We start from the raw sequence: 23,990 nt of genomic DNA on the forward strand, positions 1-23,990 counted from the left end.
AGGTGGGGAGAGAGGGCTGGCGGGCTCACTGCCAGTGCAGCAGCCGCCTCTCGGCCCAGGACATGAAGCGCACCATGCCCACGCCCAGCAGGGCCAGCACCAGCAGCAGCGCCATGACGCCATTGATGTCGAAGGTGGAGCCCAGGTAGGCCAGGGTCTGGCCCAGGCCCTTTTCGCTGGCGATGATCTCGGTGCCCACCACGCCCAGCAGGGCATAGATCAATCCCAGGCGCAGGCCCGAGAAGATCACCGGGACGGCGCCGGGCAGCGTGACCTCGAAGAAGGTGGTGGCGGCGCTGGCGCCCAGGGTGCGGCACAGCGTCACATGGTCCTGGCTGACGCCCCGCATGCCTGCCACCGTGGCCGACAGCACGATGAAGAAGGTCAGCGAGCAGCCCACGGCGATCTTGCTGCCCAGCCCCAGCCCGAACCACAGGATGAACAGCGGCGCCAGCGCGATGCGCGGCATCACGTTCAGCGCGTTGAAGTAGGGCTCCGCAAAGCGCTCGACGGCCGGCCAGCGCACGAAGACCAGCCCGGTGGCGAAGGCGGCCACGCTGCCCAGCACGAAGGAGCAGGCCACGGCCGCCAGCGTCCAGCCCAGGTCGGACCAGAACCGGGCCGTGCCCGCATGGTTCCAGAGATAGGCGGCCACGCCGCTGGGCTGGCCGAAGAAGGTGGGGTCCAGCCAGCGGCGCGCGGCGGCCCATTCGGCCAGTCCCAGCACGAGACAGATGAACAGCGCATGCAGCGCCAGCCATTGCAGACGGTCAGCCTTCATGGTGCACCCATCCCGATTCAAGCTGCGACCACAGGGCCGCATAGAGTTCATGGAAGCGCGGCGACTTCTGCAGGTCGCGGATGGAGCGCGGGCGCGGCAGGTCTATGGGCAGGTCGGCGATGATGCGGCCCGGGCGCGAGGACATCACCACCACGCGGTCGGAGACGGCCACGGCCTCGGCCAGGTCATGGGTCACGAACAGCACGCTGTGGCGGTGCTGCTGGCACAGGCGCAGCAGCAGGTCCTGCAGCTGCAGCTTGGTCTGCGCGTCCAGGGCGCCGAAGGGCTCGTCCATCAGCAGCAGCTGCGCGTCCAGCGCAAAGGTGCGCGCCAGCGCCGTGCGCTGGCGCATGCCGTGGGACAAGGCCTTGGGCAGGGCCTGCGCATGGTCGGCCAGGCCCACCTCCTGCAGCATGCGCAGTGCGCGCTCCGTGCTGTCGGCCGTGCCGACGCCGCGCACGCGCGCGCCGAAGGCGGCGTTCTCCAGCGCCGTGCACCAGGGCAGCAGGCTGTCGCGCGCCAGCATGTAGCCCACGCGGGAACTGCCCAGGCGCGGTGCCTCGCCCAGCACGCGCAGCGTGCCGGCGCCGGTGTGGGCCACCAGGCCCGCGCAGAGGTTGAGCAGGCTGGTCTTGCCGCAGCCGCTGGGCCCGACCAGCGAGACGAATTCGCCCTCGGCCACCTGCAGCGCAATGTTGTCCAGCACCTGCGTGCGGCCGTCGAAGCTCAGGTGCAGGCCGTCGGCGGCAATGGCCTGCGGCGGCAGTTGCGATCCATTGGAAGTCATGGCGCGCGCCCCTTCACTGCGCCAGCAGGGGCGCGGTGTCGATCAGCCGGCTGATCTGCCCCGTGCGCTGCAGGTAGCGCGCGGCATGCTGCAGGGCCTTGGGGTCCACCGCAAACTGCATGGAAGGAATGGCATTGCGCAGCGCCACTTCCAGGATCCGTTCGCCGCCGGGCGTGTTGATGCGGAAGCTGTCCTGCGCGACTTTGAGCAATGCATCGAAATGGGCCGGTTCGCGGGCATAGTCGGCCGCCTCGTTCATCGCGCGGCGCAAGCCCTCCACGGCCTGGGCGTTCTTGCGCAGGAAGTCGGCGCGCACCACCTGCAGCACGCCGGCGCCGTTGGTGTCCACCACATCGGCCGGACCCTGGCCCCTGCGCGGATCGACGACGATGCGGCAGGCCTGGCTGACCTCGCAAAAGCCGTCCATGGGCGAGAACAGCATCAGGCCATCGACCTGCCTTTGCGCAATCGCCGGAAAGGCGGTGTTGGGCGATCCCACGGCGACGATGGTGACGTCGTCCGCCTTCATGCCGGCGCCCTGCAGCAGGCTCACGAGCTGGAACTCGGCCGCGCTGCCGCGCGCCGTCACGCCGATGCGCCGGCCCTTGAAGTCCTGCATCACGGCGGGATAGCCCTGGGCGGCATGCGCCATGGGCAGGGCCGCCGAGGCCATGAGGAAGAACGTCGGCGCGCTGGCGCCGCTGCCGATCACCTTGAGGTCGGCGCCCTTGTTGACCGCCTGAAGCAGCACCTCGGGCGGCGTAAACGCCACTTCGAGGTCACCGGCCAGCAAGGTCTGCAGCGCCAGCGGCGCCTGCGGGATGGGGCGCAGTTCGCAGCGTATGCCGTGCTTCTCGCACAGTCCCCGCGCGTTGGCCACGCGCACCAGGAAATTGCCGATGCCGGGGTAGTCCTGGATGCGCAGCGTGGGCGTCTGTGCCAGGGCTGCCTGGGTCGAGAGCAGGGCGAACACGAAGGCGGATACCAGGGCGAGCGTGGTGCGGATCATGGGGCGGGCTCCATACGTGTGGGTATGGGGCCGATTACAAGGACGGTGCTATGCGCCAATTGCCGCGAAAGGGACAATGATCGGGTGAACACCAAGCTCGGTTCCCCCAACACCTCTTTGGCGCAGGCGCGCAGCGAGCGCTATCGCGTGGACCTGCTGGCCGAATTGCCGGCCGCATCGGCACGCGGGCTGCGGGCCATAGGCTCCAGGCGCCGCTACCGCGATGGACAGTTCGTGCAAAAGCGCGGCGATGCGGCCGACCATGCGCTGGTGCTGCTGTCAGGGCGCTTTCGTGTCGTGGCCTTCACCGTGGGCGGCACCGAGCGCATGACGCGCTGGCTGGAGGCCGGGGAGATCACCGGCATCAGCTCGGTGCTGGGCAATGCGCCCGTGCCCGTGGACCTGGTGGCCGATGGCGATGTCGAGGTGCTGGTCCTGCCGCGCCAGCCGCTGCTGGACTTCCTGGAGCGCGATGCGCCCGCATGCCTGGCTGTGGCGCGCCTGCTGAGCCTGCGCGTGAACGGGCTGCTGGACACCATCTTCATCAGTTCGGAGGACACGCTGCATGCCCGGGTCTGGGCCACCTTGCAGGTGCTGGCGGCAGAGAACGGCCAGCCCCTGCCCGGCGGCCGCACCCTGCTGCGCATATCGCAGGGTGATCTGTCGCATGTGGTGGGCGCCTCGCGCCAGCGCGTGAACGAGGAGCTGCGCAAGCTGCAGGCGGGCGGCAGCGTGCGTCTGGGCTATCGGTGGATCGAGGTGCTGGGCTGAGGCAGCTGCAGGCTCAGGTCCCGCCCACGTAGGGGTTGCTCTTGCGCTCGCGGCCGAAGCTGCTTTCGGGGCCGTGGCCCGGGATGAACACGGTCTGGTCGCCCATGGGCCACAGGCGCTGGACGATGCTGTCGATCAGCTGCTGGTGGTTGCCCTGGGGAAAGTCGGTGCGGCCGATGCTGCCCGCGAACAGCACGTCGCCCACGAAGGCGCGGTCGATCTGCGGCGCATGGAACACCACGTGGCCGGGCGTATGGCCGGGGCAGTGGCGCACCTGCAGCGTTTCCTGGCCGATGCTCACCGTGTCGCCATCGTGCAGCCAGCGCGTGGGCGTGAAGGGGTCCGAATGCGGGAAGCCGAACATGGCGCCCTGCTGGGGCAGCGCATCGATCCAGAACTGGTCGCCGGGATGGGGGCCGATGATGGGCAGCTGCTGTGCATCGGCCAGCTCGCGCGTGCCGCCCGCGTGGTCTATGTGGGCGTGCGTGAGCCAGATGGCCTTGAGCGCCAGGCCCAGGCGCTCTATCTCCCAGCCGATCTGCTCCAGGTCGCCGCCCGGGTCGATGACGGCGGCTTCCATGGTCTGGTCGCACCAGACCAGCGAGCAGTTCTGCTGGAAGGCGGTGACGGGGATGGTGTGGTACTGGAGCATGGGCGGCGTGGGTGCTTCTGGCGAAAGCGCCCATTATTCCCGCTCCTTCCCCTGATGGCAGCGCAGGGCTCCCCCGCTTGCGCCGTCAGGTGGTCGGTTGGCCGCATTGCCCGCAGAACCGCGCACCGGCCGGATGGCTGGCGCTGCAGCTCCTGCAGGCCTGCGGCAGCACCGCGCCGCCGCACTGCGGGCAAAAGCGCGAGCTGGAGGCAATCGATGCATGGCAGCCGGGGCAGACCGCCGCCACGGCCGCAGGCGGGTATGCGCCGCCGGCGTGATGCCCGCCGATATGGACGCCGATATTGCCGCCGTGATGGCCGCCGCGCGCGTGTTGTCCGAACAGTCTTTGCAAGAGTCCCATGGTGCCTTCCTTCGCACTGCGCGGCTGCGCCGCTGCAGTCGCTCAAAGGTGCATTGGGACACGGCAGCGGTGCGCCAGGTCGTGGATGGCGATCATTTAATGTGGCTGTCATTTCGCGGCAATCCGGCGTCTTGTGACGGACAGGCGACATCCTCGCGGGCAGACCCCGTGGCTGCCGCCACGCGGCCGTGATACAAGCTAGCCGTGCCGCCAAGCCAGCCTGCCGTCATGCAGGCGCGCAAGGATTTTTTCGAGGATGGGCCGGGCCGCCGCCTGCGCAATGCAGCGCAGGGCGGGTACCGGCATCACGCGAGGGAGAACCGGTATGTTGATTGGCGTGCCTGCCGAGACCATGGCAGGAGAAACCCGGGTGGCCGCGACCCCCGAGACCGTCAAGAAGCTGCGTGCGCAAGGCCATGTGCTGCGCGTGCAGTCGGGAGCGGGAGTGGCGGCCAGCGTGCCCGATGCCTTGTTCGAGGCAGCGGGCGCCGAGATCGTCGATGTGGCAGGCGCCCTGGGCGCCGACCTGGTGCTCAAGGTCCGTATCCCTTCGGAGGACGAGTTGCCCGGCATCCGCAAGGGCGCAACGCTGGTCGGCATGCTGGACCCGTTCCAGCCCGCAGGCCTGCAGCGCCTGGCCGATGCGGGCATCACGGCTTATGCGCTGGAGGCGGCTCCGCGCACCACGCGCGCGCAGAGCATGGACGTGCTGTCCAGCCAGGCCAACATCGCCGGCTACAAGGCCGTGATGATTGCGGCCAACCAGTACCAGCGCTTCTTTCCCATGCTGATGACGGCGGCCGGCACGGTGAAGGCCGCGCGCGTCGTGGTGCTGGGCGTGGGCGTGGCCGGCCTGCAGGCGATTGCCACGGCCAAGCGCCTGGGCGCCGTGATCGAGGCCAGCGATGTGCGGCCCAGCGTGCGCGAGCAGGTCGAGTCGCTGGGCGCGAAGTTCATCGATGTGCCCTACGAGACGGCCGAGGAAAAGGAGGCCGCCGAAGGCGTGGGCGGCTACGCCCGCCCCATGCCGCAAAGCTGGCTGGACCGGCAAAAGGCCGAGGTCGCCAAGCGCGTGGCCCAGGCCGACGTGGTCATCACCACGGCGCTGATCCCGGGCCGGCCCGCTCCCGTGCTGGTCACGGCCGAGATGGTGCAGGCCATGAAGCCCGGCGCCGTCATCGTGGACCTGGCGGCAGAGCGCGGCGGCAACTGCCCGCTGACCCAGGCCGGCATGACCGTGGTCACGCATGGCGTGACCATCGTGGGCCTGACCAACCTGGCGGCGCTGGTGGCGGCCGATGCCTCGGCCCTGTATGCACGCAATGTGCTCGATTTTCTCAAGCTCATCATCAACAAGGATGGCGCCCTGCATGTGGACATGGAGGACGACATCGTGGCCGCGTGCCTGATGGCCCATGAAGGCCAGCTGCGGAGGAAATGACATGGAAGCCGTATCCCCCACCATCATCCATCTCATCATCTTCGTGCTGGCCATCTACGTGGGCTACCACGTGGTGTGGACCGTCACGCCCGCGCTGCACACGCCGCTGATGGCGGTGACCAATGCCATCTCGGCCATCGTCATCGTCGGCGCCATGCTGGCGGCGGCGCTCACGGAAACGGGCCTGGGCAAGACCATGGGCGTGCTGGCCGTGGCGCTGGCCGCGGTCAACGTGTTCGGCGGCTTCCTGGTCACGCGGCGCATGCTGGAGATGTTCCGCAAGAAAGAGCGCAAGAGCGCTCCGGCCAAGGACGGCAAGGACGCCAAGGCGGAGGGCCAGTCATGAGCATGAACCTCGTCACATTGCTCTACCTGATGGCCAGCGTCTGCTTTATCCAGGCGCTCAAGGGGCTGTCGCATCCCACCACGTCCATACGGGGCAACCTGTTCGGCATGGCCGGCATGGTGATCGCCGTGCTGACCACGGCGGCGCTCATCGTGCAGCTGGCCGGCGGCAATGCATTGGGCCTGGGCTGGGTGCTGCTGGGCCTGCTGGTCGGCGGCACGGCCGGTGCCGTCATGGCCCAGCGCGTGGAGATGACCAAGATGCCCGAGCTGGTGGCCTTCATGCACAGCATGATCGGCCTGGCGGCGGTGTTCATCGCCGTGGCCGCCGTGGCCGAACCCTGGGCCTTTGCCATCACGGCCAAGGGCGGCGCCATTCCGGGCGGCAACCGCGTGGAGCTGGCGCTGGGCGCCTTCATCGGCGCCGTGACCTTCACGGGCTCGGTGATCGCCTTCGGCAAGCTCAGCGGCAAGTACAAGTTCCGCCTGTTCCAGGGCGCGCCCGTGCAGTTCAAGGGCCAGCATGCGCTCAACGCCGTGCTGGGGCTGGCTGCGGCCTTCTTCGTCTTCGGCTTCTGGCACAGCCAAAGCTGGATGGACATCGTGCTGGTCATCGCCCTGGGGCTGCTGCTGGGCGTGCTGCTGATCATTCCGATCGGCGGCGCGGACATGCCGGTGGTCGTGTCCATGCTCAACAGCTACTCGGGCTGGGCGGCGGCGGGCATCGGCTTCTCGCTGAACAACAGCATGCTGATCATTGCGGGATCGCTGGTGGGCAGCTCGGGCGCCATCCTGAGCTACATCATGTGCAAGGCCATGAACCGCTCGTTCTTCAGCGTGATCCTGGGCGGCTTCGGCGGCGAGGCCACCAGCGCGGCCGCAGGCTCCCAGCAGCAGCGCAACGTGAAAAGCGGCAGCGCCGACGATGCGGCCTTCGTCCTGGGCAATGCCGAGACCGTGGTCATCGTGCCCGGCTACGGCCTGGCCGTGGCGCGTGCCCAGCACGCGGTCAAGGAGCTGGCCGACAAGCTCACCGAACGGGGCGTGACCGTGAAGTACGCCATCCACCCGGTGGCCGGCCGCATGCCCGGCCACATGAACGTACTGCTGGCCGAGGCCGAGGTGCCCTACGACCAGGTCTTCGAGATGGAGGACATCAACAGCGAGTTCGGCCAGGCCGACGTGGCCATCATCCTGGGCGCCAACGACGTGGTGAACCCCGCCGCGCACGTCAAGGGCAGCCCCATCTACGGCATGCCCATCCTGGAGGCCTACAAGGCCAAGACGGTGATCGTCAACAAGCGCTCCATGGCGGCCGGCTATGCGGGCCTGGACAACGAGCTGTTCTACATGGACAAGACCATGATGGTCTTCGGCGACGCCAAGAAGGTGGTGGAGGACATGGGCAAGGCGCTGGAGTGAGGTGCTGCCTGGGGCACAAGGGACAAGGGGCGGCGCGAGCCGCTCCTTGCGCTCACACCTTCATGTCATAGCCGATGGTCACCGGCGCATGGTCCGAGAACTTCACATCCTTGTAGATGTTCTCGGTGCGGGCCAGCGCGGCGGTAGCGGGGGTGGCCAGGTGGTAGTCCAGGCGCCATCCCACGTTGTTGGCGTAGGCCTGGCCGCGGTTGCTCCACCATGTGTAGCAGGTGTCGGTGGTGTCGGGCTGGAGCAGGCGATAAACGTCCACCAGGCCGCCAGTCGGCTCAGTTTTGTTCAACAATTTTGTCATCCACTCGCGTTCCTCGGGCGTGAAACCGCTGTTTTTCTGGTTGCTGCGCCAGTTCTTGAGGTCGATCTGCTGGTGGGCGATGTTGATGTCGCCGCAGAGGATGAACTCGCGTTCGCCCTTCATGCGCATCAGGTGGGCGTGCATTTCGGCCAGGAAGCGGAACTTGGCCGTCTGGCGCAGTTCGCCGGAGCTGCCGCTGGGAAAGTAGGCGCTGATGATGGACAGCTTGCGCGATGGCGTGTCGAAGCGCGCCTCCACGTAGCGGCCTTCGGCGTCGAATTCGTGCGAGCCGAAGCCGACCACGACGTCGCTGGGCTCGTGGCGGCTGTAGACGCCCACGCCCGAGTAGCCCTTTTTCTCGGCGTAGTGGAAGTGGCCGCGCAGGCCGGCCAGCAGCTCGAAGCGTCCGGTCATGTCGGCGGCCTGGGCCTTGATTTCCTGCACGCAAATACAATCCGGCGCAGTGGCCTCGATCCAGGCTTCGACGCCCTTGGTCGAGGCCGAGCGGATGCCGTTGAGGTTGAGGCTGGTCAATTTGAACAAGGATGAATCCATGGTGGTAAGTAATCTGCAGGCCGAGGACGCAGGCCGTCTGGCGCAGGAATTTGTGCAATTCGCCGTTGACGCAGGGGTGCTGCGTTTCGGAGAGTTCAAGACCAAGGCCGGGCGCATGAGCCCGTACTTCTTCAATGCCGGCCTGTTCGATGACGGCGGCAAGATGGGCCGTCTCGCCGAATTCTATGCAAAAGCCATCGCGGCCAGCGGCATCGAGTTCGACATGATCTTCGGCCCGGCCTACAAGGGCATCCCGCTGGCGGCCACCGTGGCGGTGGAGCTGGCCCGCATGGGCATCAACAAGCCCTTTGCGTACAACCGCAAGGAAGCCAAGGACCACGGCGAGGGCGGCACCCTGGTGGGCGCGCCGCTCAAGGGCCGCGTGCTGATCGTGGACGACGTGATGAGTGCCGGCACGGCCGCGCGCGAGTCCATCGCCATCATCCGCGCCGCCGGTGCCACGCCGCATGCCGTGGCCATCGCGCTGGACCGCCAGGAAATGGCCACGGAAAATGGCCAGGACGTGCCCCACAGCGCCGTGCAGTACGTGCGCAACCAGCTGGGCATGCAGGTCTGCACTATTGCAAAACTGGCAGACTTATTGCTTTATCTTGAGATTCAAGGTGGCAGCGCAGGCAGCGGCCACCATGAGCGCGTGCTGGCCTACCGCCAGCGTTATGGAGTCAACGACAAGGGGTGAGCGGTTGATGAAGCGGGCGATGCATGCACGATCCTTGCTGTGTGCCATGGGCTTGGCCACGCTGGGCTGCGCCGTGCTCGCCCAGGATATGCCCCTGGGGCCGGGCATCTATTCATGCACCGACGCCCGTGGCCGCCGCCTGACGGCCGACCGCCCGATTGCCGAATGCGTGGACCGCGACCAGCGCGTGCTGGGCAACTCCGGCGTGGAGCTGCGCCGCGTGGGCCCCACGCTGACCGACAACGAACGCGCCGAGCTGGACGCCCAGCGCCGCCGCGACCAGGCAGAGCAGCGCCGCATGCGCGAGGAGCGCTCGCGCGACAAGGCGTTGATCACGCGCTACCCCAACCAGGCCGCCCACGATGCCGAGCGTGCCGAGGCCATCTCCCAGGTCGATCAGGTCATCTCCGTGGCGCGCCAGCGCCAGCAGGAACTGCAGACGCGGCGCACGGCCCTGAATGCCGAGATGGAGTTCTACAGGAAAGACCCCGCCAAGGCGCCGGCATCGCTGCGCCGCCAGCTCGACGAGAACACGGCCTCGCAGGAGGAGCAGCAGCGCTTCGTCCAGCAGCAGGACCAGGAAAAGCGCCGCATCCAGGAGCGCTTCGATGCCGAGCTGCAGCAGCTGCGCCAGCTGTGGGCTGCGAGCGCACGCCGCTGAGGCAGGCCCAACGCCGCGCCCGCCGCCGCGTTCTTTCTCCTCCCTGCCCCTCCTTTCCTTCCTCCTTCTCGTTGCACGCTTGCTGAGTCGAATTCGTCCTGCATGCGGCGCCCGCATGCAGGGCTAGGCTTTGCGCATCGAGTCTGCGGGCTGACATCAAGGGAGGCAGCATGACGGTGTGGCGTTGGTTGATGGCCTTGCTGCTGTGGGCAGCCGGGGCCTGGCTGTCCTGGGGCGGCGCCCAGCTCCTGCTGGCCGGCGGCAGCGGCTACTACGTGATCGCCGGCCTGCTGCTGCTGGTGGTGGGGTGGGGCGTGGCGCGCCGTTCGGCCATGGCGCTGTGGCTGTTTGCGCTGTGGCTGCTGGGCACCGCGCTGTGGGCGGTCTGGGAGATAGGGCTGGACTGGTGGCCGCTGGCGGGGCGCCTGGGGGTGCCCTGGTTGATGGGCCTGCTGCTGGTGCTGCCCTGGTCGGTGCGTGCGCTGCGCCATGAGCCCGACATGGGCCAGAACCGGGGCCTGGCCCCGGCCCATGCGGCGCTGGCGCTGGTGGTGCTGGGCACGGCCATTCTTGCGGGCCTGTCCTTCGGGCGCCAGCGCGATGCCCATGAAACCCAGGGCCAGTTTGCGGGGGCGGCCGCCGCTGCGTCGGACCTGCCTGCCGACGGCCAGGTCACGGCCGTGCAGAACATGTCCATGGTGGCCTCCGAGGCCGGCGGCCTGCGCAGCCCGCCGGTGCTGCAGGGCGATGCTACCGATGCCGTGCCCGATGGCGAATGGCATGCCTACGGCCGCACCGGAGCGGGCCAGCGCTATTCGCCGCTGCGCCAGATCGGCCCGCACAACGTGCGGCTGCTGCAATTGGCCTGGGAGTTCCGCACGGGCGATGTGCGCGGCAAGCCCGGCGATCCCGAAGAAACCACGTTCGAGGTCACGCCGCTGAAGATCGGCGAGCGCCTGTTCCTGTGCACGCCCCACCAGTCGGTGATTGCGCTCGATGCCACCACGGGCAAGCAGCTGTGGCGGCGCGACCTGCCCATGCCCAAGGGGCTGGCGCTGCAGCACCTGACCTGCCGGGGCCTGTCCTACCAGTCGGCGCAGGCGGCCGCGCAGTTCGATGCGGCGGCAGGGCAGACGCATTCGGCGGTGGCGCCGGCTGCAAGGAAGGCCGGCGCACAGGCGGCACAGGCGGCACAGGCTGATCCGGCTTCCTCGGTCTCCCCGGCCCCTTCCTCCGATGATGGCCGCTGTACCGCCAAGCTGTTCATGGCCACGGCCGACGGCAAGGTGGTCGCCCTCAATCCCGCCGACGGCCAGACCTGCGGCAACGTGGCGGGTGGTCAGGGCCATATCGATCTCTGGCAAGGCATGCCCGAGCGCAAGCCGGGCTCGTACTACTCGACCTCGCCGGTGGTGGTGGCGCGCGACCGCATCATCGTGGGCGGCACGGTGCTGGACAACCATTCCACGCGCGAGCCTTCGGGGGTGATCCGTGCGTTCGACATCCGCTCGGGTGCGCTGCTGTGGGCCTGGGACCCGGGGCGGCCAGCGACCAGCACGCCGCTGCCCGAAGGGCAGACCTATGTGCCCAGCTCGCCCAACAGCTGGTCCATCTCCAGCGTGGACGAGACGCTGGGCCTCGTCTTCGTGCCCATGGGCAATGCGCCGCCCGACCAATGGGGCGGCCGGCGCAGCGCCGAGGCCGAGCAGTATTCGTCCTCGGTGGTGGCGCTGGACATTGCCACGGGCGCCGTGCGCTGGGTTTTCCAGACCGTGCACCACGATCTCTGGGACTACGACGTGCCCTCGCAGCCCAGCCTGATCGACCTGGAGATCGGCGGCCACAGCGTGCCCGCCCTGGTGCAGCCCACCAAGCAGGGCGAGCTGTTCGTGCTGGACCGGCGCACGGGCCAGCCGCTGCTGCCCGTCACCGAGGTGGCTGCGCCGCAGGGCGCGGCACGCGGCGACCGCACGGCGCCCACGCAGCCGCATTCGCAGCTGAGCTTCAATCCCCCGGCCCTGACCGAACGCGACATGTGGGGTGCCACGCCCTTCGAGCAGCTGTGGTGCCGGCTGGCCTTCCACCGGCTGCGCTACGAGGGGCGCTTCACACCGCCCTCGGAGCAGGGCTCGCTGATCTATCCGGGCAACTTCGGCGTCTTCAACTGGGGCGGCGTGGCCGTGGATCCGCGCCGGCAGGTGGTGTTTGCCACGCCCACGCGGCTGGCCTTCGTCTCCACCCTGGTGCCGCGTGCGGATGATACCTCGCTGCTGGTGCAGGATGGCGGCCCGCCCAAGGACGGCCTGCCCGCGCTCAACGAAAACTTCGGCGCACCGTTTGCGGTGCGGCTCAAGCCCTTTGTCTCGCCGCTGGGCATTCCCTGCCAGGCGCCGCCCTGGGGCTTTGTGGCGGGTGCCGACCTGCGCACGGGCCAGATCGTCTGGCAGCGCCGCAACGGCACGCCGCGCGACCTGAGCCCGCTGCCGCTGGGCTTTCGCATGGGCGTGCCCGGCATTGGCGGCCCGGTGGTGACCGCTGGCGGCGTGGCCTTCTACTCGGGGGCTCTGGACAACTATGTACGCGCCTACGACGTGGACAGCGGCCGCCAGCTCTGGCAGGACCGCCTGCCTGCTGGCGGCCAGGCCACGCCCATGACCTACCTGGGCACGGACCAGCGCCAGTACCTGGTGGTGGTGGCGGGTGGTCATGGTTCGACCGGCACCAAGGCTGGCGACAGCGTGCGTGCCTATGTGCTGCCCAAGGAGGTGGCGGCGCCCTGAGCGCTCAGCGCCGGCTCATGCCGATCCGGCCCGGCCCAGCATGCGCAGCACGCGCGTGACCAGCAGCGCGGCCACCCAGGCCAGTCCGCCGATCAGAAACGGCAGGCGCAGCAGCGCGCCTTGCTGGGCGAACAGCATCAGCGCGTCTGCCTTCCACAGCGCGGCATAGCCCGTGTACAGGCCGTAGGCCAGCCAGGCCAGGGCGCCCAGGGCGAACAGGGCCGCCATGCGCCGGGCGCTGCGGCCATCGCGCGAATCCGCGGGCAGGGCGCGCGTGCCGTGCCAGACCCAGCCGATGGAGGCGAGCACCAGCAAGGCACTGGCTGCCACGGACAGCTGCAGCCAGGTATGGGGGGAGAGTGAGGACATCAAAAGGAAACCGCGCGCCGGCAAAGTGCCGGCCGCAGCGAGTGTAGCGGCGCAGTGCCCTGCGTGGTTTCGGTGCTCAGGCCGGTTGCCAGACGGTGGCGCCGTGGCCCTGGCCGCCGCTGCCGGGGACGGAATGGATGCCCAGCACGGCTGCATGGCGCTGCAGCAGGGCGTCGAACTGCTCGATGCTTTCCGCCGTGGCCGGGGCGTCGTCGTATTCGCTGGCCACCTGGTCCGTGGTGAAGGAGCTGGCGCCGAACTTCTGGACGATGTTGCGCAGCTTGTCGAGGTTGGGGCTGGAGGATGGTGTCATGGCAACTCCTTGGGGTCATGGACGCCTGCTGCGCCGCAGGCCTGTGGGCCAGTGTAGCCCCGGGGCCTGGGCAGGCCATCCGGGGCATCCCCGCAAAGCGGCGTAGGACTTGGAACCCGCCGTCAGCTGCCCGTGGCCACGGGGCCGGCGCTCAGCACTTCGGCCAGCGGCTTGCGCGGCGTGGGCACCTCGCGCTCGCGCAGATCGTCGGGCAGGGTGGCCGCATCGCCGCGCCAGCCCACGGCGATCACCACCTCGGGCTCCAGGTGCTCGGGCAGGCGCAGCACCTCGCGTGCGGCCTCGGCCGAGAAGCCGCCCATGGCGTGCGTGGCCAGGCCCATGGCGTGGGCTTCCAGCGCCAGGTAGCCCCAGGCGCAGCCCGCGTCGAAGCTGTGCTTGCCGGGCGAGGCCTGGCGGTCGGACATCAGCACGATCAGCGCGCCCGCCTCCAGGCACCAGCGGCGGTTGAACTCGTTGGGGATGGTGCTGAAGGCCTGCCAGTTCGCATCGCCGCGCAGCGCATAGGCAAAGTGCCAGGGCTGCTTGTTGCTGGCCGAAGGCGCCCAGCGCGCGGCGTCGGCCAGTTGCTCGATCTGGGCCTGGCTCAGTGCCTCGGGCCTGAAGGCGCGCGGCGACATGCGGCCCAGGAACTGCGGATGGATGGGGGTGGTGGTGTTGCGTGTCATGCGGATAGGCGGCAAGCAGAAAGGAAAGCGGCAACGATAGCGCAAGGCCTCAGGGCTGGCGCGGGGCCTGGCCATGCTGCTGGCTGATCACGCGCAGATGGCGCTCCATGCGGATGAAGACCAGCACCATCACCACCAGCACCAGGAATGACATCAGCATGCTCCAGAAGGCCGTCTCCACGGCGCCGAAGCGTTCCTTCCAGGAGCTGCTGCCGTGGCTGTCCTCGCCGCGCAGCGCGCGCGCCGCATTGTCCAGGGACAGCGTGTAGTTCAGCAGCACCGTGGACAGGATCTGCTGGGCCGTCTGCGCCTGCAGCCGCGGCTCCAGCGCGGCATTGCCGAAGACCTGCTCCAGCGCGGCGGGCAGGCCCTGCACATAGGCCGCATAGGCGCCCTTGCCGTGTTCCAGCTCGGCGGCCTGGGCACGCTCGTGGATGGCGGCGGCGGTATCCACGGGATCGACCATCCAGCTGTCTTCCTCGTCGGCGGAGGCGGCTGCGGCAGCCGCTGCGTCGGCAGCCGCTGCATCGGCCGCCGCATCCACGGCCCCGGCATCGCCTTCGCGCTGGCCGCGCTCCTGGATGCGGCGCTGCACATCGGCCTCGGACGGCAGGGCGTCGCCTTGCAGCAGCGGGTGCAGCGGTGCCAGGCCCCGGGCCTGGTGGTCCCGCTCGGTGCGCTCGCGCCGCGCAGGATCCTTGTTCACGAAGGCGCGCACCAGGGCGTCGGCCTTCTGGAAGGCGGGGCGCAGCGCCGGATCGACCAGGCGCTTTTCCATGGCGGGTTCGCCGCCGCCCGCGCCCAGGTCGCGGCTGGTTTCGTCCACGACGAACTGCAGGTCGGGCCTGGCGTCCTTCCAGTTCAATTCCTGGGCCACGGCCTGGGGCGCCTCGGCCTTGCCGGGCCTGAAGCTCTCCCAGGTCCACAGTGCCATGCCCACCAGCACGAGCAGGGAGAACACCAGCAGCACCACGCGCACCACCTGCACCAGCAGGTCCTCGATCCTGCGCAGCATGTTTGTAATCATCGGATTCCTCGGTTGGTTCGTAAAACAAGGGCGCGTCCGGCCCGCCTGCAGGCCTGTTCTGTTGCTATTGATTTGAAAGCACCGGACGCAGACGCGCGAATTCTAGGAAGGCTGCCGCGCACGGGCGCACCGGTTCTCAATGTTTTACATTTCGCGCCAATCTCGAAGTGTGCATGTGCTCCCGTGGCATGTGCCGTCCTGCAATGGGTGTCTGCCGGATGGCGGGATGTTCATGGCCGCAGGGCGCATGGTTCTCCCGCTTGCGGGCGCGCTGGCTTTGGGCCTACCGGCTGTAGCGGCTTCCCGAATCCGCTGTAATGCTCGCTTTGATTTCTGACTGACTAGAGAGGGCTCGCCCATGACCAAAACGTCGCTGGATAAATCGAAGATCAAGTTCCTGCTGCTCGAAGGCATCCATCCTTCCGCACTCGAAGTGCTGCGCAACGCGGGCTACACCAATGTGGAGACCGTGACGGGCGCGCTGGAAGGCGAGGAGCTCAAGCGCAAGATCGCCGACGTGCACTTCGTCGGCATCCGTTCGCGCACGCAGCTGACGGCCGACGTGTTCGCCGCCGCGCAAAAGCTCGTGGCCGTGGGCTGCTTTTGCATCGGCACCAACCAGGTGGACCTGGACGCGGCGCGCGAGCGTGGCGTGGTGGTCTTCAACGCGCCTTACTCCAACACGCGCTCGGTGGCCGAGCTGGTGCTGGCCGAGGCCATCCTGCTGCTGCGCGGCGTGCCCGCCAAGAACGCCTCCGCCCACCGCGGCGGCTGGCTCAAGAGCGCCGAGAACTCCTACGAAATCCGCGGCAAGACGCTGGGCATCGTGGGCTACGGCTCCATCGGCACCCAGCTGTCGGTGATGGCCGAGTCGGTGGGCATGCAGGTGCTCTTCCATGACGTGTCCACCAAGCTGCCGCTGGGCAATGCGCGCCAGGCCGCATCGCTGGCCGATCTGCTGGCCAGCAGCGACATCGTCACCCTGCACGTGCCCGAGCTGCCCTCCACCCAGTGGATGATCGGCGCCAAGGAAATCGCGGCCATGAAGCCCGGCGCCATCCTGATCAATGCCTCGCGCGGCACCGTGGTGGAAATCGAGCCGCTGGCCGAGGCCCTGAAGGCCGGCAAGCTGCTGGGCGCCGCCATCGACGTGTTCCCCACCGAGCCGCGCAGCAACAAGGATGAATTCGTCTCGCCCCTGCGCGGCCTGGACAACGTCATCCTGACACCGCACGTGGGCGGCTCCACCATGGAGGCCCAGGCCAACATCGGCCTGGAAGTGGCCGAGAAGCTGGTCAAGTACAGCGACAACGGCACCACCACCTCGGCGGTGAACTTCCCCGAAGTGGCCCTGCCCGCCCACCCCGGCCAGAACCGCATCCTGCACGTGCACCACAACCAGCCCGGCGTGCTGTCGGCCATCAACCAGGTGTTTGCCGAGAACGGCATCAACATTGCCGGCCAGTACCTGCGCACCGACGAGAAGGTGGGCTATGTGGTGATCGACCTGGCGGCCCAGTCCTCGGGCCTGGCGGTCGAGAAACTGACCCAGGTTCCCGGCACCATCCGCTGCCGCGTGCTGTTCTGATGGCCAGGTTTCAGGATGCTGCGCTTGGGCGCACTTCCTGAAACTGGCGCATTGCCGGCTCGCCCTATCTGCCCGGCTGCAGCAGAAGCCGCATCAGGTCCGTGCGCGTGATCAGGCCGGTCAGCCGGCCTTCGCGCATCACGGGAATGCAGGGCACGCTGTGCCGGGCCAGGGCGTTGAGCAACTGGCCCACGGGCGTGTCCTCGTCCACGCTGAGTTCAGGCGCATGAACCAGCTGGGGCAGCTCCGACAGGCGGGGCACGGCCCGGCTCTTGCCGGGCAGGCGCTGGCCCAGCCAGTTCAACAAAGAAGGCTTTGCCGCAGATTCGGCCGGGCGCACGGGACTCATCCACAGCCACTCGTACAGCTCGGCACGGGAGACCGTGCCGGCCAGGCCGCCATCGGCGTCCAGCACCGGCAGGCTCTTGGCCGGGTGCGCGCGAAAGCGTGCGGCCGCGGCGTGCACGTCGTCGTCCAAGGAGCAGCTCACGGGATCTCGCGTCATCAGCTGGGCGCAGCGCACGCCGCCCAGGCGGTGCTCGATGGCGGTTTCCTCGGCGGCGGCCAGCAGCTCGGCCAGGTCGTCGGCTTCCAGGTTGTTTTCCTGGCCGAAGCGCAGCAGCAGCGCCTCCAGATCGGCATGGGACAGGCCCAGGCGCGAGGCATGGCGATGGGCCGAATCGGCGGGCGAGGCCTTGGGCGCCGTGTCGGCATGGTGGGGATAGCGCCGGCCCGTGGCGCGGTGGAGCGCCGTGGCCGCCAGGACCAGCGCCAGCGTCAGCGCGCCCACGGGCACGAAGGGCAGCATCCAGCCGGCGGCCAGCGAGGCCTTGGCATTGAGCACCGTCAGCAGGGCCATGGCGCCACCCGGCGGATGCAGCGAGCGCGTCAGCAGCATGCAGCCTATGGCGCCACCCACGGCCAGCGCAGGGGCCAGCTGGGGAGGGCTCCACTGCAGCACGAACAGGGCCCAGAGCGCCGACACCGTATTGCCCACTACGCAGGACCAGGGCTGGGCCAGCGGGCTGGTGGGCACGGCGAACAGCAGCACGGCCGTGGCACCCAGCGGCGCGAACAGGCGCAGGGGAAGATCCCAGGTGCCCGCATGCGCCAGCCAGACCAGGGCCGTGGCCATTCCCATGCCCACGATGGAGCCCATGGCCACGCGCCACATGTCCGCAGGCGCGGGGCGTGGCACCACCGGCCCCCATGCTTTTCTGTTCCAGCCCATGGCCTTGTTGTCTTGTTGTCTTTGCCTGCGCGGCCCTGGGGCAGGGCTGCAAAAGCGCGTCATTTTAGGAAGGGACGCCGCTCTTGCTGGCAGCATGGGCTTTGCACTGCCTTGGTGCAAACCTGGAAGATTCAGTCCACCACGGACTGGTACACGCCCTCGCGCATCACCCAGCGGTAGGGAATGCGCTGGGCCATGGACTGCATCATGAGGATGGCGAACAGGTCCTCCTTCGGATCCACCCAGAAGAAGGTGCCGTAGATGCCGCTCCATGAAAAGTCGCCCACGCTGCCCGGCAGCGGGTTGAGGCCCGGCGCCGTGCGCACCGCAAAGCCCAGGCCGAAGCCCTGGCCCACCTCGGGCGAGGGCAACTGGGCGCCGAAATACGCCATGTCCGGCCCCATGCGCACGCTGGCGGGCAGGTGGCTGGAGGTCATCAGCTCCACGGTCTTGCGCGAGACCAGGCGTACACCGTCCAGCGTGCCGCCGTTGCGCCAGAACAGGCACAGCCGCGCGTAGTCCGCCATGGTCGAGACCATGCCGCCGCCGCCCGACTCGAACATCATGGCGCGCGTGACCGGGGGGATGGGCGGCATCTGTTTCTGCGGCCCTTCGGGCTGGGGCCGCGCGGCGCGTGCGATCTCGCTGTCGGGCGCATGAAAGCCCGTGTCGGCCATGCCCAGCGGCCCGGTGATGTGCTCGCGCACGAAGGCGGCCAGCGTCTGGCCGCTGACCACCTCGACCACGCGGCCCAGCACGTCGGTGGACATGCCGTATTCCCAGGTCTCGCCGGGCTGGGCCACCAGCGGCAGCTGCGCGAGCCTGGTGATGAACTGCGCATTGGTGAACTTGCCGCTGAACAGGCCCGCATCCAGGTACATCTTCTTGACGGGGTGCTCGGTGCCGGCGAATCCATAGGGAATGCCGGAGGTGTGGCGCAGCAGGTCCTGCAGCGTGATGGAGCGTGCCAGCGGCGCGCGCTCCAGGCCCACGCGCAGCGCGGCCAGCTCGGGCAGGTACTGCTCCACGGGCTCGATGATGGACAGCCGACCCTGCTCGGCCAGCATCATGATGGCCAGCGAGGTGATGGGCTTGCTCATGGAGGCGATGCGGAAGATGGCATCGGGCCGCATGGCCGTGCCGGCCTCGGGGTCCAGCAGGCCGAAGCTCTCCAGATAGGCCAGCTTGCCGCGCCGCGCCACCAGGGCCACGGCGCCCGGGATCTCGCCGGTGTCCACGCCGCGCTGCAGCCGGGCCGACAGGCGCGCCAGGCGCGCGCCGCCCAGGCCTACGGCTTCAGGGGAGTCGGCCCAGGGCAGGCCGGGGATGTGCAGGCGGTCGGTGCTGGTGGTCATGCTGTCTCCTCAGGTGCGATGGCAGGGATTCTGGAGACATGCGGGCGCAGGCGCTGTTCGGTGCGGGACAGCCGGCGCGGAGCGTGCACACGAAAAAAAGCCCGCCACGGTGGGCGGGCCTGGTGGGCCGGGTGGACCGGGTGGACCGGGCGTGTGGTCAGACCAGCTTGGCCTTGAGCAGCTCGTTGACCTGCGCCGGGTTGGCCTTGCCCTTGGAAGCCTTCATGACCTGGCCGACCAGGGCGTTGAAGGCCTTGTCCTTGCCTGCGCGGTACTGCTCCACGTTGGCCGGATTGGCGGCGATCACCTCGTCGATGATCTTCTCCAGCGCGCCCGTGTCGTTCATCTGCTTGAGGCCCTTGGCCTCGATGATGGCGTCGACATCGCTGCCTTCACCGCTCCACAGCGCCTCGAACACCTGCTTGGCGGCGTTGTTGGAGATGGTGCCGTCGCCGATGCGCGCGATCAGCGCGGCCAGCTGGGCGCTGGAGACCTTGGCGGCCTCCATGCCGATTTCCTCGGTGTTCAGGCGGCGCGAGATCTCGCCCATGATCCAGTTGCTGGCCAGCTTGGGCGCATTGCAGGCCCGGGCCGTGTCCTCGAAGTAGGCGGCCATGGCCTGGCTTTGCGTCAGCGTGGTGGCGTCGTACTCGGGCAGGCCGTATTGCTCGACAAAGCGCGCGGCCATGGCGCGCGGCAGCTCGGGCATGTCGGCCCTGACCTGTTCCACCCACTCGGGCGCGACCACCAGCGGCGGCAGGTCGGGGTCGGGGAAGTAGCGGTAGTCGGCCGCGTCTTCCTTGGTGCGCATGGAGCGCGTCTCGCCCGTGTCGGGGTCGAACAGCACGGTGGCCTGCTGGATGCGGCGGCCGTCCTCGATTTCCTCGATCTGCCAGCGGATCTCGTAGTCGATGGCCAGCTGCATGTTCTTGAAGCTGTTGAGGTTCTTGATCTCGCGGCGCGTGCCCAGCGGCTGGCCGGGCTTGCGCACGGAGACGTTGGCGTCGCAGCGGAAGCTGCCTTCCTGCATGTTGCCGTCGCAGATGCCGATCCAGGTCACGATCTGGTGCAGCGTCTTGGCGTAGGCCACGGCTTCTTCCGTGCTGCGGATGTCGGGCTCGGTCACGATCTCCAGCAGCGGCGTGCCCGCGCGGTTCAGATCGATGCCCGACTGGCCGATGAAGTCCTCGTGCAGCGACTTGCCGGCATCTTCCTCCAGGTGGGCGCGCACCAGGCGGATGGTCTTCTTCTCGTCGCCGAGGAAGAAGGACACCTCGCCGCCCTGGACCACGGGAATCTCGAACTGCGAGATCTGGTAGCCCTTGGGCAGGTCGGGATAGAAGTAGTTCTTGCGCGCGAAGATGCTGCGCGGCGCAATGTGCGAGCCCAGCGCCAGGCCGAGGCGGATGGCGCACTCGACGGCCTTTTTGTTCATCACCGGCAGCGTGCCGGGCAGCGCCATGTCCACGGCGCAGGCCTGGGTGTTGGGCTCGGCGCCGAAGGCGGTGCTGGCGCGGCTGAAGATCTTGGACTGGGTGGCCAGCTGGGCGTGGGTCTCGAAGCCGATGACGACTTCATAGCCCTGGATGAGTTTCGCGGTCATGGGGTCTCAGATGCCCTTCGGAGCTTGAAGGTGGAAATCGGTGGCCTGCTGGAAGCGGTGGGCGGCGTTGAGCAGCTGGCCTTCCTTGAAGTAGTTGCCGATCAGCTGCAGGCCCACGGGCATGCCGGCCTCGCCAAAGCCTGCGGGCACGCTCATGCCGGGCAGGCCGGCCAGCGATGCGGGCAGCGTGAAGATGTCGGCCAGGTAGTTGGCCAGTGGGTCGCTCTTTCCGCCCAGCTGCCAGGCCACGGTGGGCGCGGCGGGGCCGGCGATCACGTCGCACTGCTGGAAGGCGGCCTGGAAGTCGTCGGCGATCATGCGGCGGATCTTCTGCGCCTGCAGGTAGTAGGCGTCGTAGTAGCCCTCGGACAGCACGTAGGCGCCGATCATGATGCGGCGCTTGACCTCGTCGCCGAAGCCTTCGGCGCGGGTCTTCTTGTACATGTCCACCAGGTTCGTGTAGTCCTTGGCGCGGTGGCCGAACTTCACGCCGTCGAAGCGCGAGAGGTTGGACGATGCCTCGGCCGGGGCCAGGATGTAGTACACGGGAATCGACAGCTCGGTGCGCGGCAGCGAGATCGGCACCAGGCGGGCGCCCAGCTTCTCGTATTCCTTGAGCGCGCCATCCACGGCGGCGCGCACGTCGGCCGACAGGCCTTCGCCGAAGAACTCGGCGGGGATGCCGATGCGCAGGCCTTCGATGCCGTCGTTCAGGCGGGCCGTGAAGTCTTCGGCGGGCACGTCCAGGCTGGTGGAGTCGCGGTCCAGGTCGGGGCCGCACATCTCGGACAGCAGCAGGGCGCAGTCCTCGGCGCTCTTGCCCATGGGACCGGCCTGGTCCAGGCTGGAGGCGAAGGCGATCATGCCGTAGCGGCTGGCGCGGCCATAGGTGGGCTTGATGCCCGTGATGCCGCAAAACGATGCGGGCTGGCGGATGGAGCCGCCCGTGTCGGTACCGGTGACGGCGGGCGCCAGGCCGGCGGCCACGGCCACGGCCGAGCCGCCCGAGGAGCCGCCGGGCACGCGGTCCAGGTTCCAGGGATTGCGCACGGGCGCGGGTGCGTCGAAGCCCACGGGCGCGACGGCCGAGTTCTCGTTGGCCGAGCCCATGGCGAATTCGTCGCAGTTGAGCTTGCCCAGCGTCACGGCGCCGGCCTCGGCCAGGCGGGTGACCACGGTGGCGTCGAAGGGCGAGCGGTAGCCGGCCAGCATCTTGCTGGAGGCCGTGGTCGGGAAGTCGCGCGTGACGAAGATGTCCTTGTGCGCAATGGGCACGCCAGCCAGGCGGCCGCCCTTGCCTTGGGCAATCAGGGCGTCGGCAGCGCGGGCCTGGGCCAGGGTGGCCTCTTCGTCGATGCTGACGAAGGCGCCCAGGTTCTGGTGCGCCTGGGCGCGGGCCAGGAAATGCTGGGCGGCTTCGACGGCGCCGAGCTTGCGCTCGCGCAGCAGGGCCGACAGGGCCGACACGCCGAGCGTGTGCAGATCAGTGGTTTGCTGGGTCATGTATGGGATGCGGAAAACGGGGACGGATGCCAGGGGACAGGAAGCAGGGCGAGCGACGCCCGGCGCTCACTCGATCACCTTGGGGACCAGGAACAGGCCGCGCTCGACGGCCGGGGCGCTGCGCTGATTGGCGTCGCGCTGGTCGGGCTCGCTGGCAATGTCCTCGCGCAGGCGCAGGGCAATGTCCTGGATGGCGGCGACCGGATGTGACAGCGGGCTGACGCCCGAAGTATCCACAGCCTGCATCTTCTCCACGATGCCGAAAAAATCATTGAGCTGGCCTAGCATGCGCTCACTCTCTGCGGAAGAGAGCTCGAGCCGTGCGAGGTTCGCGATGCGTGCGATGTCTTGTGCGTTCAGTGCCATAGGAATTTTGAAGGGGGCAACGGGATGTAAACCCGCATTTCAAGCCCCGGCAGTACAAGTTATTCACAGGGGATACGGTATTATCTCGGCTTTGCCGCAAGACCCTCTCCGAGCTGGTCATTGTGCGAAAAGCCAACCCCATCCAGACTCCCCAACTTTCATCCCGGCGATGGCAGGCCGACGAGCATGCCGTGCCTGAGAGGACTCTCGTAATGTTCGGAGCTTTCCGTCGGTATTTCTCCACCGACCTTGCCATTGATCTTGGCACAGCCAACACCCTGATTTTCGCCCGCGACAAGGGCATTGTTCTGGACGAACCCTCCGTTGTCGCCATCCGCCACGAAGGCGGCCCGCATGGCAAGAAGGTGATCCAGGCGGTGGGCCGTGAAGCCAAGGCCATGCTGGGCAAGGTGCCCGGCAACATCGAGGCCATCCGCCCGATGAAGGATGGCGTGATTGCCGACTTCGTCATCACCGAGCAGATGATCAAGCAGTTCATCAAGATGGTGCATCCGCGCTCGGTGCTCACGCCCAGCCCGCGCATCATCATCTGCGTGCCCTGCGGCTCCACCCAGGTCGAGCGCCGCGCCATCAAGGACGCGGCCGAGGCGGCAGGCGCCACCTCCGTCTACCTGATCGAGGAACCCATGGCCGCCGGCATCGGTGCCGGCCTGCCGGTGTCCGAGGCCTCGGGCTCCATGGTGGTGGACATCGGTGGCGGTACCACCGAAGTCGGCGTGATCTCGCTGGGCGGCATGGTCTACAAGGGCTCCGTGCGCGTGGGCGGCGACAAGTTCGACGAAGCCATCATCAGCTACATCCGCCGCAACTACGGCATGCTGATCGGCGAGCCCACGGCCGAATCCATCAAGAAGAACATCGGCTCGGCCTTCCCCGGCTCCGAAGTCAAGGAGATGGAAGTCAAGGGCCGCAATCTCTCCGAAGGCGTGCCGCGCAGCTTCACCATCTCGTCCAACGAGGTGCTCGAAGCCCTGACCGACCCGCTCAACCAGATCGTCAGCGCCGTCAAGAACGCGCTGGAGCAGACCCCGCCCGAGCTGGGCGCCGACATTGCCGAGCGCGGCATGATGCTGACCGGCGGCGGCGCGCTGCTGCGCGACCTGGACCGCCTGCTGGCCGAAGAGACGGGCCTGCCCGTGCTCGTGGCCGAGGAGCCGCTGACCTGTGTGGTGCGCGGCTGCGGCATGGCGCTGGAGACCATGGACCGCCAGGGCAGCATCTTCACCAGCGACTGACGCGGCGCAGGCCGGGGCCCGTTGTCGCGGGCCCGGGCGGCAGCCGACCGACTGCAACGTTTTTCTTCTCCCTTCCGTGGTGACCTGCATGCTTGCCCTGCCTTCCTTCGCACCG

At 68.3% G+C, this 23,990-nt stretch carries 24 protein-coding genes; 9 read left to right on the forward strand and 15 right to left on the reverse strand.

All coding sequences use genetic code 11. The features are described from left to right. Positions 1-25 precede the first annotated feature (25 nt). From GRX31_RS21620 to GRX31_RS21630, 3 genes are read right to left on the reverse strand one after another with little or no spacing between them, the layout of a single operon-like run. Entirely contained in the window at positions 26-781 is a 756-nt protein-coding gene (locus tag GRX31_RS21620; protein WP_160854736.1) for an ABC transporter permease, read from the reverse strand. Next, complete coding sequence (locus GRX31_RS21625; protein ID WP_016448569.1) at positions 771-1,568, reverse strand: ABC transporter ATP-binding protein; 798 nt, start codon at positions 1,566-1,568, stop codon at positions 771-773. Before GRX31_RS21625 ends, GRX31_RS21620 begins: the two co-directional genes overlap by 11 nt. Positions 1,569-1,581: 13 nt before the next feature. Further along, positions 1,582-2,577 carry an ABC transporter substrate-binding protein gene (locus GRX31_RS21630; RefSeq protein WP_160854738.1) on the reverse strand — a complete coding sequence of 332 codons (996 nt, stop codon included), beginning with the start codon at positions 2,575-2,577 and terminating at the stop codon, positions 1,582-1,584. 84 nt (positions 2,578-2,661) lie between these two features. On the opposite strand from GRX31_RS21630, the gene GRX31_RS21635 reads away from it, so the two are divergent. Next, a complete protein-coding gene (locus tag GRX31_RS21635) occupies positions 2,662-3,348 on the forward strand; it encodes a Crp/Fnr family transcriptional regulator (protein WP_013800207.1) in 687 nt (228 codons plus the stop codon). A gap of 13 nt (positions 3,349-3,361) precedes the next feature. On the opposite strand, the gene GRX31_RS21640 is transcribed toward GRX31_RS21635, so the two are convergent. After that, the gene (locus tag GRX31_RS21640; protein ID WP_012202273.1) at positions 3,362-4,000 is read right to left on the reverse strand and encodes an MBL fold metallo-hydrolase; all 639 of its coding nucleotides are present in this window, start codon (positions 3,998-4,000) and stop codon (positions 3,362-3,364) included. An 85-nt stretch (positions 4,001-4,085) separates the two neighbouring features. Further along, a complete protein-coding gene (locus GRX31_RS21645) occupies positions 4,086-4,361 on the reverse strand; it encodes a zinc ribbon domain-containing protein (protein WP_074922588.1) in 276 nt (91 codons plus the stop codon). A gap of 325 nt (positions 4,362-4,686) precedes the next feature. Here GRX31_RS21645 and GRX31_RS21650 point away from each other — a divergent pair, with 325 nt between their 5' ends. The 3 genes from GRX31_RS21650 to GRX31_RS21660 are packed head-to-tail and all read left to right on the forward strand — an operon-like array spanning position 4,687 to position 7,569. Beyond that, entirely contained in the window at positions 4,687-5,802 is a 1,116-nt protein-coding gene (locus GRX31_RS21650; protein WP_160854740.1) for a Re/Si-specific NAD(P)(+) transhydrogenase subunit alpha, read from the forward strand. Position 5,803: 1 nt separating this feature from the next. Continuing rightward, on the forward strand, positions 5,804-6,148 hold the full coding sequence (locus GRX31_RS21655; RefSeq protein WP_012202276.1) for an NAD(P) transhydrogenase subunit alpha: 345 nt from the start codon (positions 5,804-5,806) through the stop codon (positions 6,146-6,148). Beyond that, positions 6,145-7,569 carry an NAD(P)(+) transhydrogenase (Re/Si-specific) subunit beta gene (locus GRX31_RS21660; RefSeq protein WP_016448565.1) on the forward strand — a complete coding sequence of 475 codons (1,425 nt, stop codon included), beginning with the start codon at positions 6,145-6,147 and terminating at the stop codon, positions 7,567-7,569. The genes GRX31_RS21655 and GRX31_RS21660 overlap by 4 nt, the downstream gene beginning before the upstream one ends. A gap of 52 nt (positions 7,570-7,621) precedes the next feature. Here GRX31_RS21660 and GRX31_RS21665 read toward each other — a convergent pair whose 3' ends face one another. Next, positions 7,622-8,425 carry an exodeoxyribonuclease III gene (locus tag GRX31_RS21665; protein WP_126311655.1) on the reverse strand — a complete coding sequence of 268 codons (804 nt, stop codon included), beginning with the start codon at positions 8,423-8,425 and terminating at the stop codon, positions 7,622-7,624. 10 nt (positions 8,426-8,435) lie between these two features. Here GRX31_RS21665 and pyrE point away from each other — a divergent pair, with 10 nt between their 5' ends. The 3 genes from pyrE (at position 8,436) to GRX31_RS21680 (ending at position 12,578) form a co-directional block, all read left to right on the forward strand. Continuing rightward, positions 8,436-9,137 (forward strand): orotate phosphoribosyltransferase, encoded by a 702-nt coding sequence (gene pyrE / locus GRX31_RS21670; RefSeq protein ID WP_026062245.1) that lies wholly within the window; start codon positions 8,436-8,438, stop codon positions 9,135-9,137. Between the two features lie 46 nt (positions 9,138-9,183). Continuing rightward, the gene (locus GRX31_RS21675; RefSeq protein ID WP_043791084.1) at positions 9,184-9,798 is read left to right on the forward strand and encodes a hypothetical protein; all 615 of its coding nucleotides are present in this window, start codon (positions 9,184-9,186) and stop codon (positions 9,796-9,798) included. Between the two features lie 170 nt (positions 9,799-9,968). Continuing rightward, positions 9,969-12,578, forward strand: a complete 2,610-nt coding sequence (locus tag GRX31_RS21680) for a membrane-bound PQQ-dependent dehydrogenase, glucose/quinate/shikimate family (protein WP_160854742.1) — start codon at positions 9,969-9,971, stop codon at positions 12,576-12,578. A gap of 15 nt (positions 12,579-12,593) precedes the next feature. Here GRX31_RS21680 and GRX31_RS21685 read toward each other — a convergent pair whose 3' ends face one another. From GRX31_RS21685 to GRX31_RS21700, 4 genes are all read right to left on the reverse strand, one after another. Further along, a complete protein-coding gene (locus GRX31_RS21685) occupies positions 12,594-12,947 on the reverse strand; it encodes a hypothetical protein (RefSeq protein WP_063327711.1) in 354 nt (117 codons plus the stop codon). Positions 12,948-13,023: 76 nt separating this feature from the next. Further along, entirely contained in the window at positions 13,024-13,260 is a 237-nt protein-coding gene (locus tag GRX31_RS21690; protein WP_016448557.1) for a hypothetical protein, read from the reverse strand. Between the two features lie 122 nt (positions 13,261-13,382). Then, complete coding sequence (locus GRX31_RS21695; RefSeq protein ID WP_160854744.1) at positions 13,383-13,946, reverse strand: nitroreductase family protein; 564 nt, start codon at positions 13,944-13,946, stop codon at positions 13,383-13,385. A gap of 49 nt (positions 13,947-13,995) precedes the next feature. Further along, positions 13,996-14,973, reverse strand: coding sequence for a hypothetical protein (locus tag GRX31_RS21700; protein WP_160854746.1), 978 nt, complete (start codon positions 14,971-14,973; stop codon positions 13,996-13,998). Between the two features lie 358 nt (positions 14,974-15,331). On the opposite strand from GRX31_RS21700, the gene serA reads away from it, so the two are divergent. Beyond that, the gene (gene serA / locus GRX31_RS21705) at positions 15,332-16,561 is read left to right on the forward strand and encodes a phosphoglycerate dehydrogenase (protein ID WP_016453593.1); all 1,230 of its coding nucleotides are present in this window, start codon (positions 15,332-15,334) and stop codon (positions 16,559-16,561) included. Between the two features lie 64 nt (positions 16,562-16,625). On the opposite strand, the gene GRX31_RS21710 is transcribed toward serA, so the two are convergent. The 5 genes from GRX31_RS21710 to gatC all read right to left on the reverse strand — a co-directional run bounded on the left by GRX31_RS21710 (position 16,626) and on the right by gatC (position 22,619). Then, positions 16,626-17,792 carry an HPP family protein gene (locus GRX31_RS21710; protein ID WP_160854748.1) on the reverse strand — a complete coding sequence of 389 codons (1,167 nt, stop codon included), beginning with the start codon at positions 17,790-17,792 and terminating at the stop codon, positions 16,626-16,628. A 131-nt stretch (positions 17,793-17,923) separates the two neighbouring features. Beyond that, positions 17,924-19,147: a serine hydrolase domain-containing protein gene (locus GRX31_RS21715; RefSeq protein WP_160854750.1), complete on the reverse strand. Its 1,224-nt coding sequence runs from the start codon at positions 19,145-19,147 to the stop codon at positions 17,924-17,926. 157 nt (positions 19,148-19,304) lie between these two features. After that, positions 19,305-20,750, reverse strand: coding sequence for an Asp-tRNA(Asn)/Glu-tRNA(Gln) amidotransferase subunit GatB (gene gatB, locus GRX31_RS21720; protein WP_160854752.1), 1,446 nt, complete (start codon positions 20,748-20,750; stop codon positions 19,305-19,307). Positions 20,751-20,756: 6 nt separating this feature from the next. Next, positions 20,757-22,253, reverse strand: a complete 1,497-nt coding sequence (gene gatA / locus GRX31_RS21725; RefSeq protein WP_160854754.1) for an Asp-tRNA(Asn)/Glu-tRNA(Gln) amidotransferase subunit GatA — start codon at positions 22,251-22,253, stop codon at positions 20,757-20,759. A 66-nt stretch (positions 22,254-22,319) separates the two neighbouring features. After that, entirely contained in the window at positions 22,320-22,619 is a 300-nt protein-coding gene (gene gatC, locus GRX31_RS21730; protein WP_016448550.1) for an Asp-tRNA(Asn)/Glu-tRNA(Gln) amidotransferase subunit GatC, read from the reverse strand. A 212-nt stretch (positions 22,620-22,831) separates the two neighbouring features. On the opposite strand from gatC, the gene GRX31_RS21735 reads away from it, so the two are divergent. Then, entirely contained in the window at positions 22,832-23,875 is a 1,044-nt protein-coding gene (locus GRX31_RS21735; protein WP_012202293.1) for a rod shape-determining protein, read from the forward strand. The last annotated feature ends 115 nt before the right edge of the window (positions 23,876-23,990 follow it).

This window comes from Delftia sp. CH05 (assembly GCF_009827015.1).
GTDB lineage: Bacteria > Pseudomonadota > Gammaproteobacteria > Burkholderiales > Burkholderiaceae_C > Comamonas > Comamonas tsuruhatensis.

What these genes read in the sequence shown, in the direction of transcription:
- GRX31_RS21630 (WP_160854738.1), bottom strand. Translation starts at nt 2,577, where the DNA reads ATGATCCGCACCACGCTCGCCCTGGTATCCGCCTTCGTGTTCGCCCTG.
- GRX31_RS21660 (WP_016448565.1), top strand. Translation starts at nt 6,145, where the DNA reads ATGAGCATGAACCTCGTCACATTGCTCTACCTGATGGCCAGCGTCTGC.
- GRX31_RS21650 (WP_160854740.1), top strand. Translation starts at nt 4,687, where the DNA reads ATGTTGATTGGCGTGCCTGCCGAGACCATGGCAGGAGAAACCCGGGTG.
- pyrE (WP_026062245.1), top strand. Translation starts at nt 8,436, where the DNA reads ATGGTGGTAAGTAATCTGCAGGCCGAGGACGCAGGCCGTCTGGCGCAG.
- GRX31_RS21675 (WP_043791084.1), top strand. Translation starts at nt 9,184, where the DNA reads ATGGGCTTGGCCACGCTGGGCTGCGCCGTGCTCGCCCAGGATATGCCC.
- GRX31_RS21620 (WP_160854736.1), bottom strand. Translation starts at nt 781, where the DNA reads ATGAAGGCTGACCGTCTGCAATGGCTGGCGCTGCATGCGCTGTTCATC.
- GRX31_RS21655 (WP_012202276.1), top strand. Translation starts at nt 5,804, where the DNA reads ATGGAAGCCGTATCCCCCACCATCATCCATCTCATCATCTTCGTGCTG.
- GRX31_RS21680 (WP_160854742.1), top strand. Translation starts at nt 9,969, where the DNA reads ATGACGGTGTGGCGTTGGTTGATGGCCTTGCTGCTGTGGGCAGCCGGG.
- serA (WP_016453593.1), top strand. Translation starts at nt 15,332, where the DNA reads ATGACCAAAACGTCGCTGGATAAATCGAAGATCAAGTTCCTGCTGCTC.
- GRX31_RS21625 (WP_016448569.1), bottom strand. Translation starts at nt 1,568, where the DNA reads ATGACTTCCAATGGATCGCAACTGCCGCCGCAGGCCATTGCCGCCGAC.
- GRX31_RS21715 (WP_160854750.1), bottom strand. Translation starts at nt 19,147, where the DNA reads ATGACCACCAGCACCGACCGCCTGCACATCCCCGGCCTGCCCTGGGCC.
- GRX31_RS21710 (WP_160854748.1), bottom strand. Translation starts at nt 17,792, where the DNA reads ATGGGCTGGAACAGAAAAGCATGGGGGCCGGTGGTGCCACGCCCCGCG.
- GRX31_RS21695 (WP_160854744.1), bottom strand. Translation starts at nt 13,946, where the DNA reads ATGACACGCAACACCACCACCCCCATCCATCCGCAGTTCCTGGGCCGC.
- GRX31_RS21640 (WP_012202273.1), bottom strand. Translation starts at nt 4,000, where the DNA reads ATGCTCCAGTACCACACCATCCCCGTCACCGCCTTCCAGCAGAACTGC.
- GRX31_RS21700 (WP_160854746.1), bottom strand. Translation starts at nt 14,973, where the DNA reads ATGATTACAAACATGCTGCGCAGGATCGAGGACCTGCTGGTGCAGGTG.
- GRX31_RS21645 (WP_074922588.1), bottom strand. Translation starts at nt 4,361, where the DNA reads ATGGGACTCTTGCAAAGACTGTTCGGACAACACGCGCGCGGCGGCCAT.
- GRX31_RS21690 (WP_016448557.1), bottom strand. Translation starts at nt 13,260, where the DNA reads ATGACACCATCCTCCAGCCCCAACCTCGACAAGCTGCGCAACATCGTC.
- gatC (WP_016448550.1), bottom strand. Translation starts at nt 22,619, where the DNA reads ATGGCACTGAACGCACAAGACATCGCACGCATCGCGAACCTCGCACGG.
- gatB (WP_160854752.1), bottom strand. Translation starts at nt 20,750, where the DNA reads ATGACCGCGAAACTCATCCAGGGCTATGAAGTCGTCATCGGCTTCGAG.
- GRX31_RS21735 (WP_012202293.1), top strand. Translation starts at nt 22,832, where the DNA reads ATGTTCGGAGCTTTCCGTCGGTATTTCTCCACCGACCTTGCCATTGAT.
- gatA (WP_160854754.1), bottom strand. Translation starts at nt 22,253, where the DNA reads ATGACCCAGCAAACCACTGATCTGCACACGCTCGGCGTGTCGGCCCTG.
- GRX31_RS21685 (WP_063327711.1), bottom strand. Translation starts at nt 12,947, where the DNA reads ATGTCCTCACTCTCCCCCCATACCTGGCTGCAGCTGTCCGTGGCAGCC.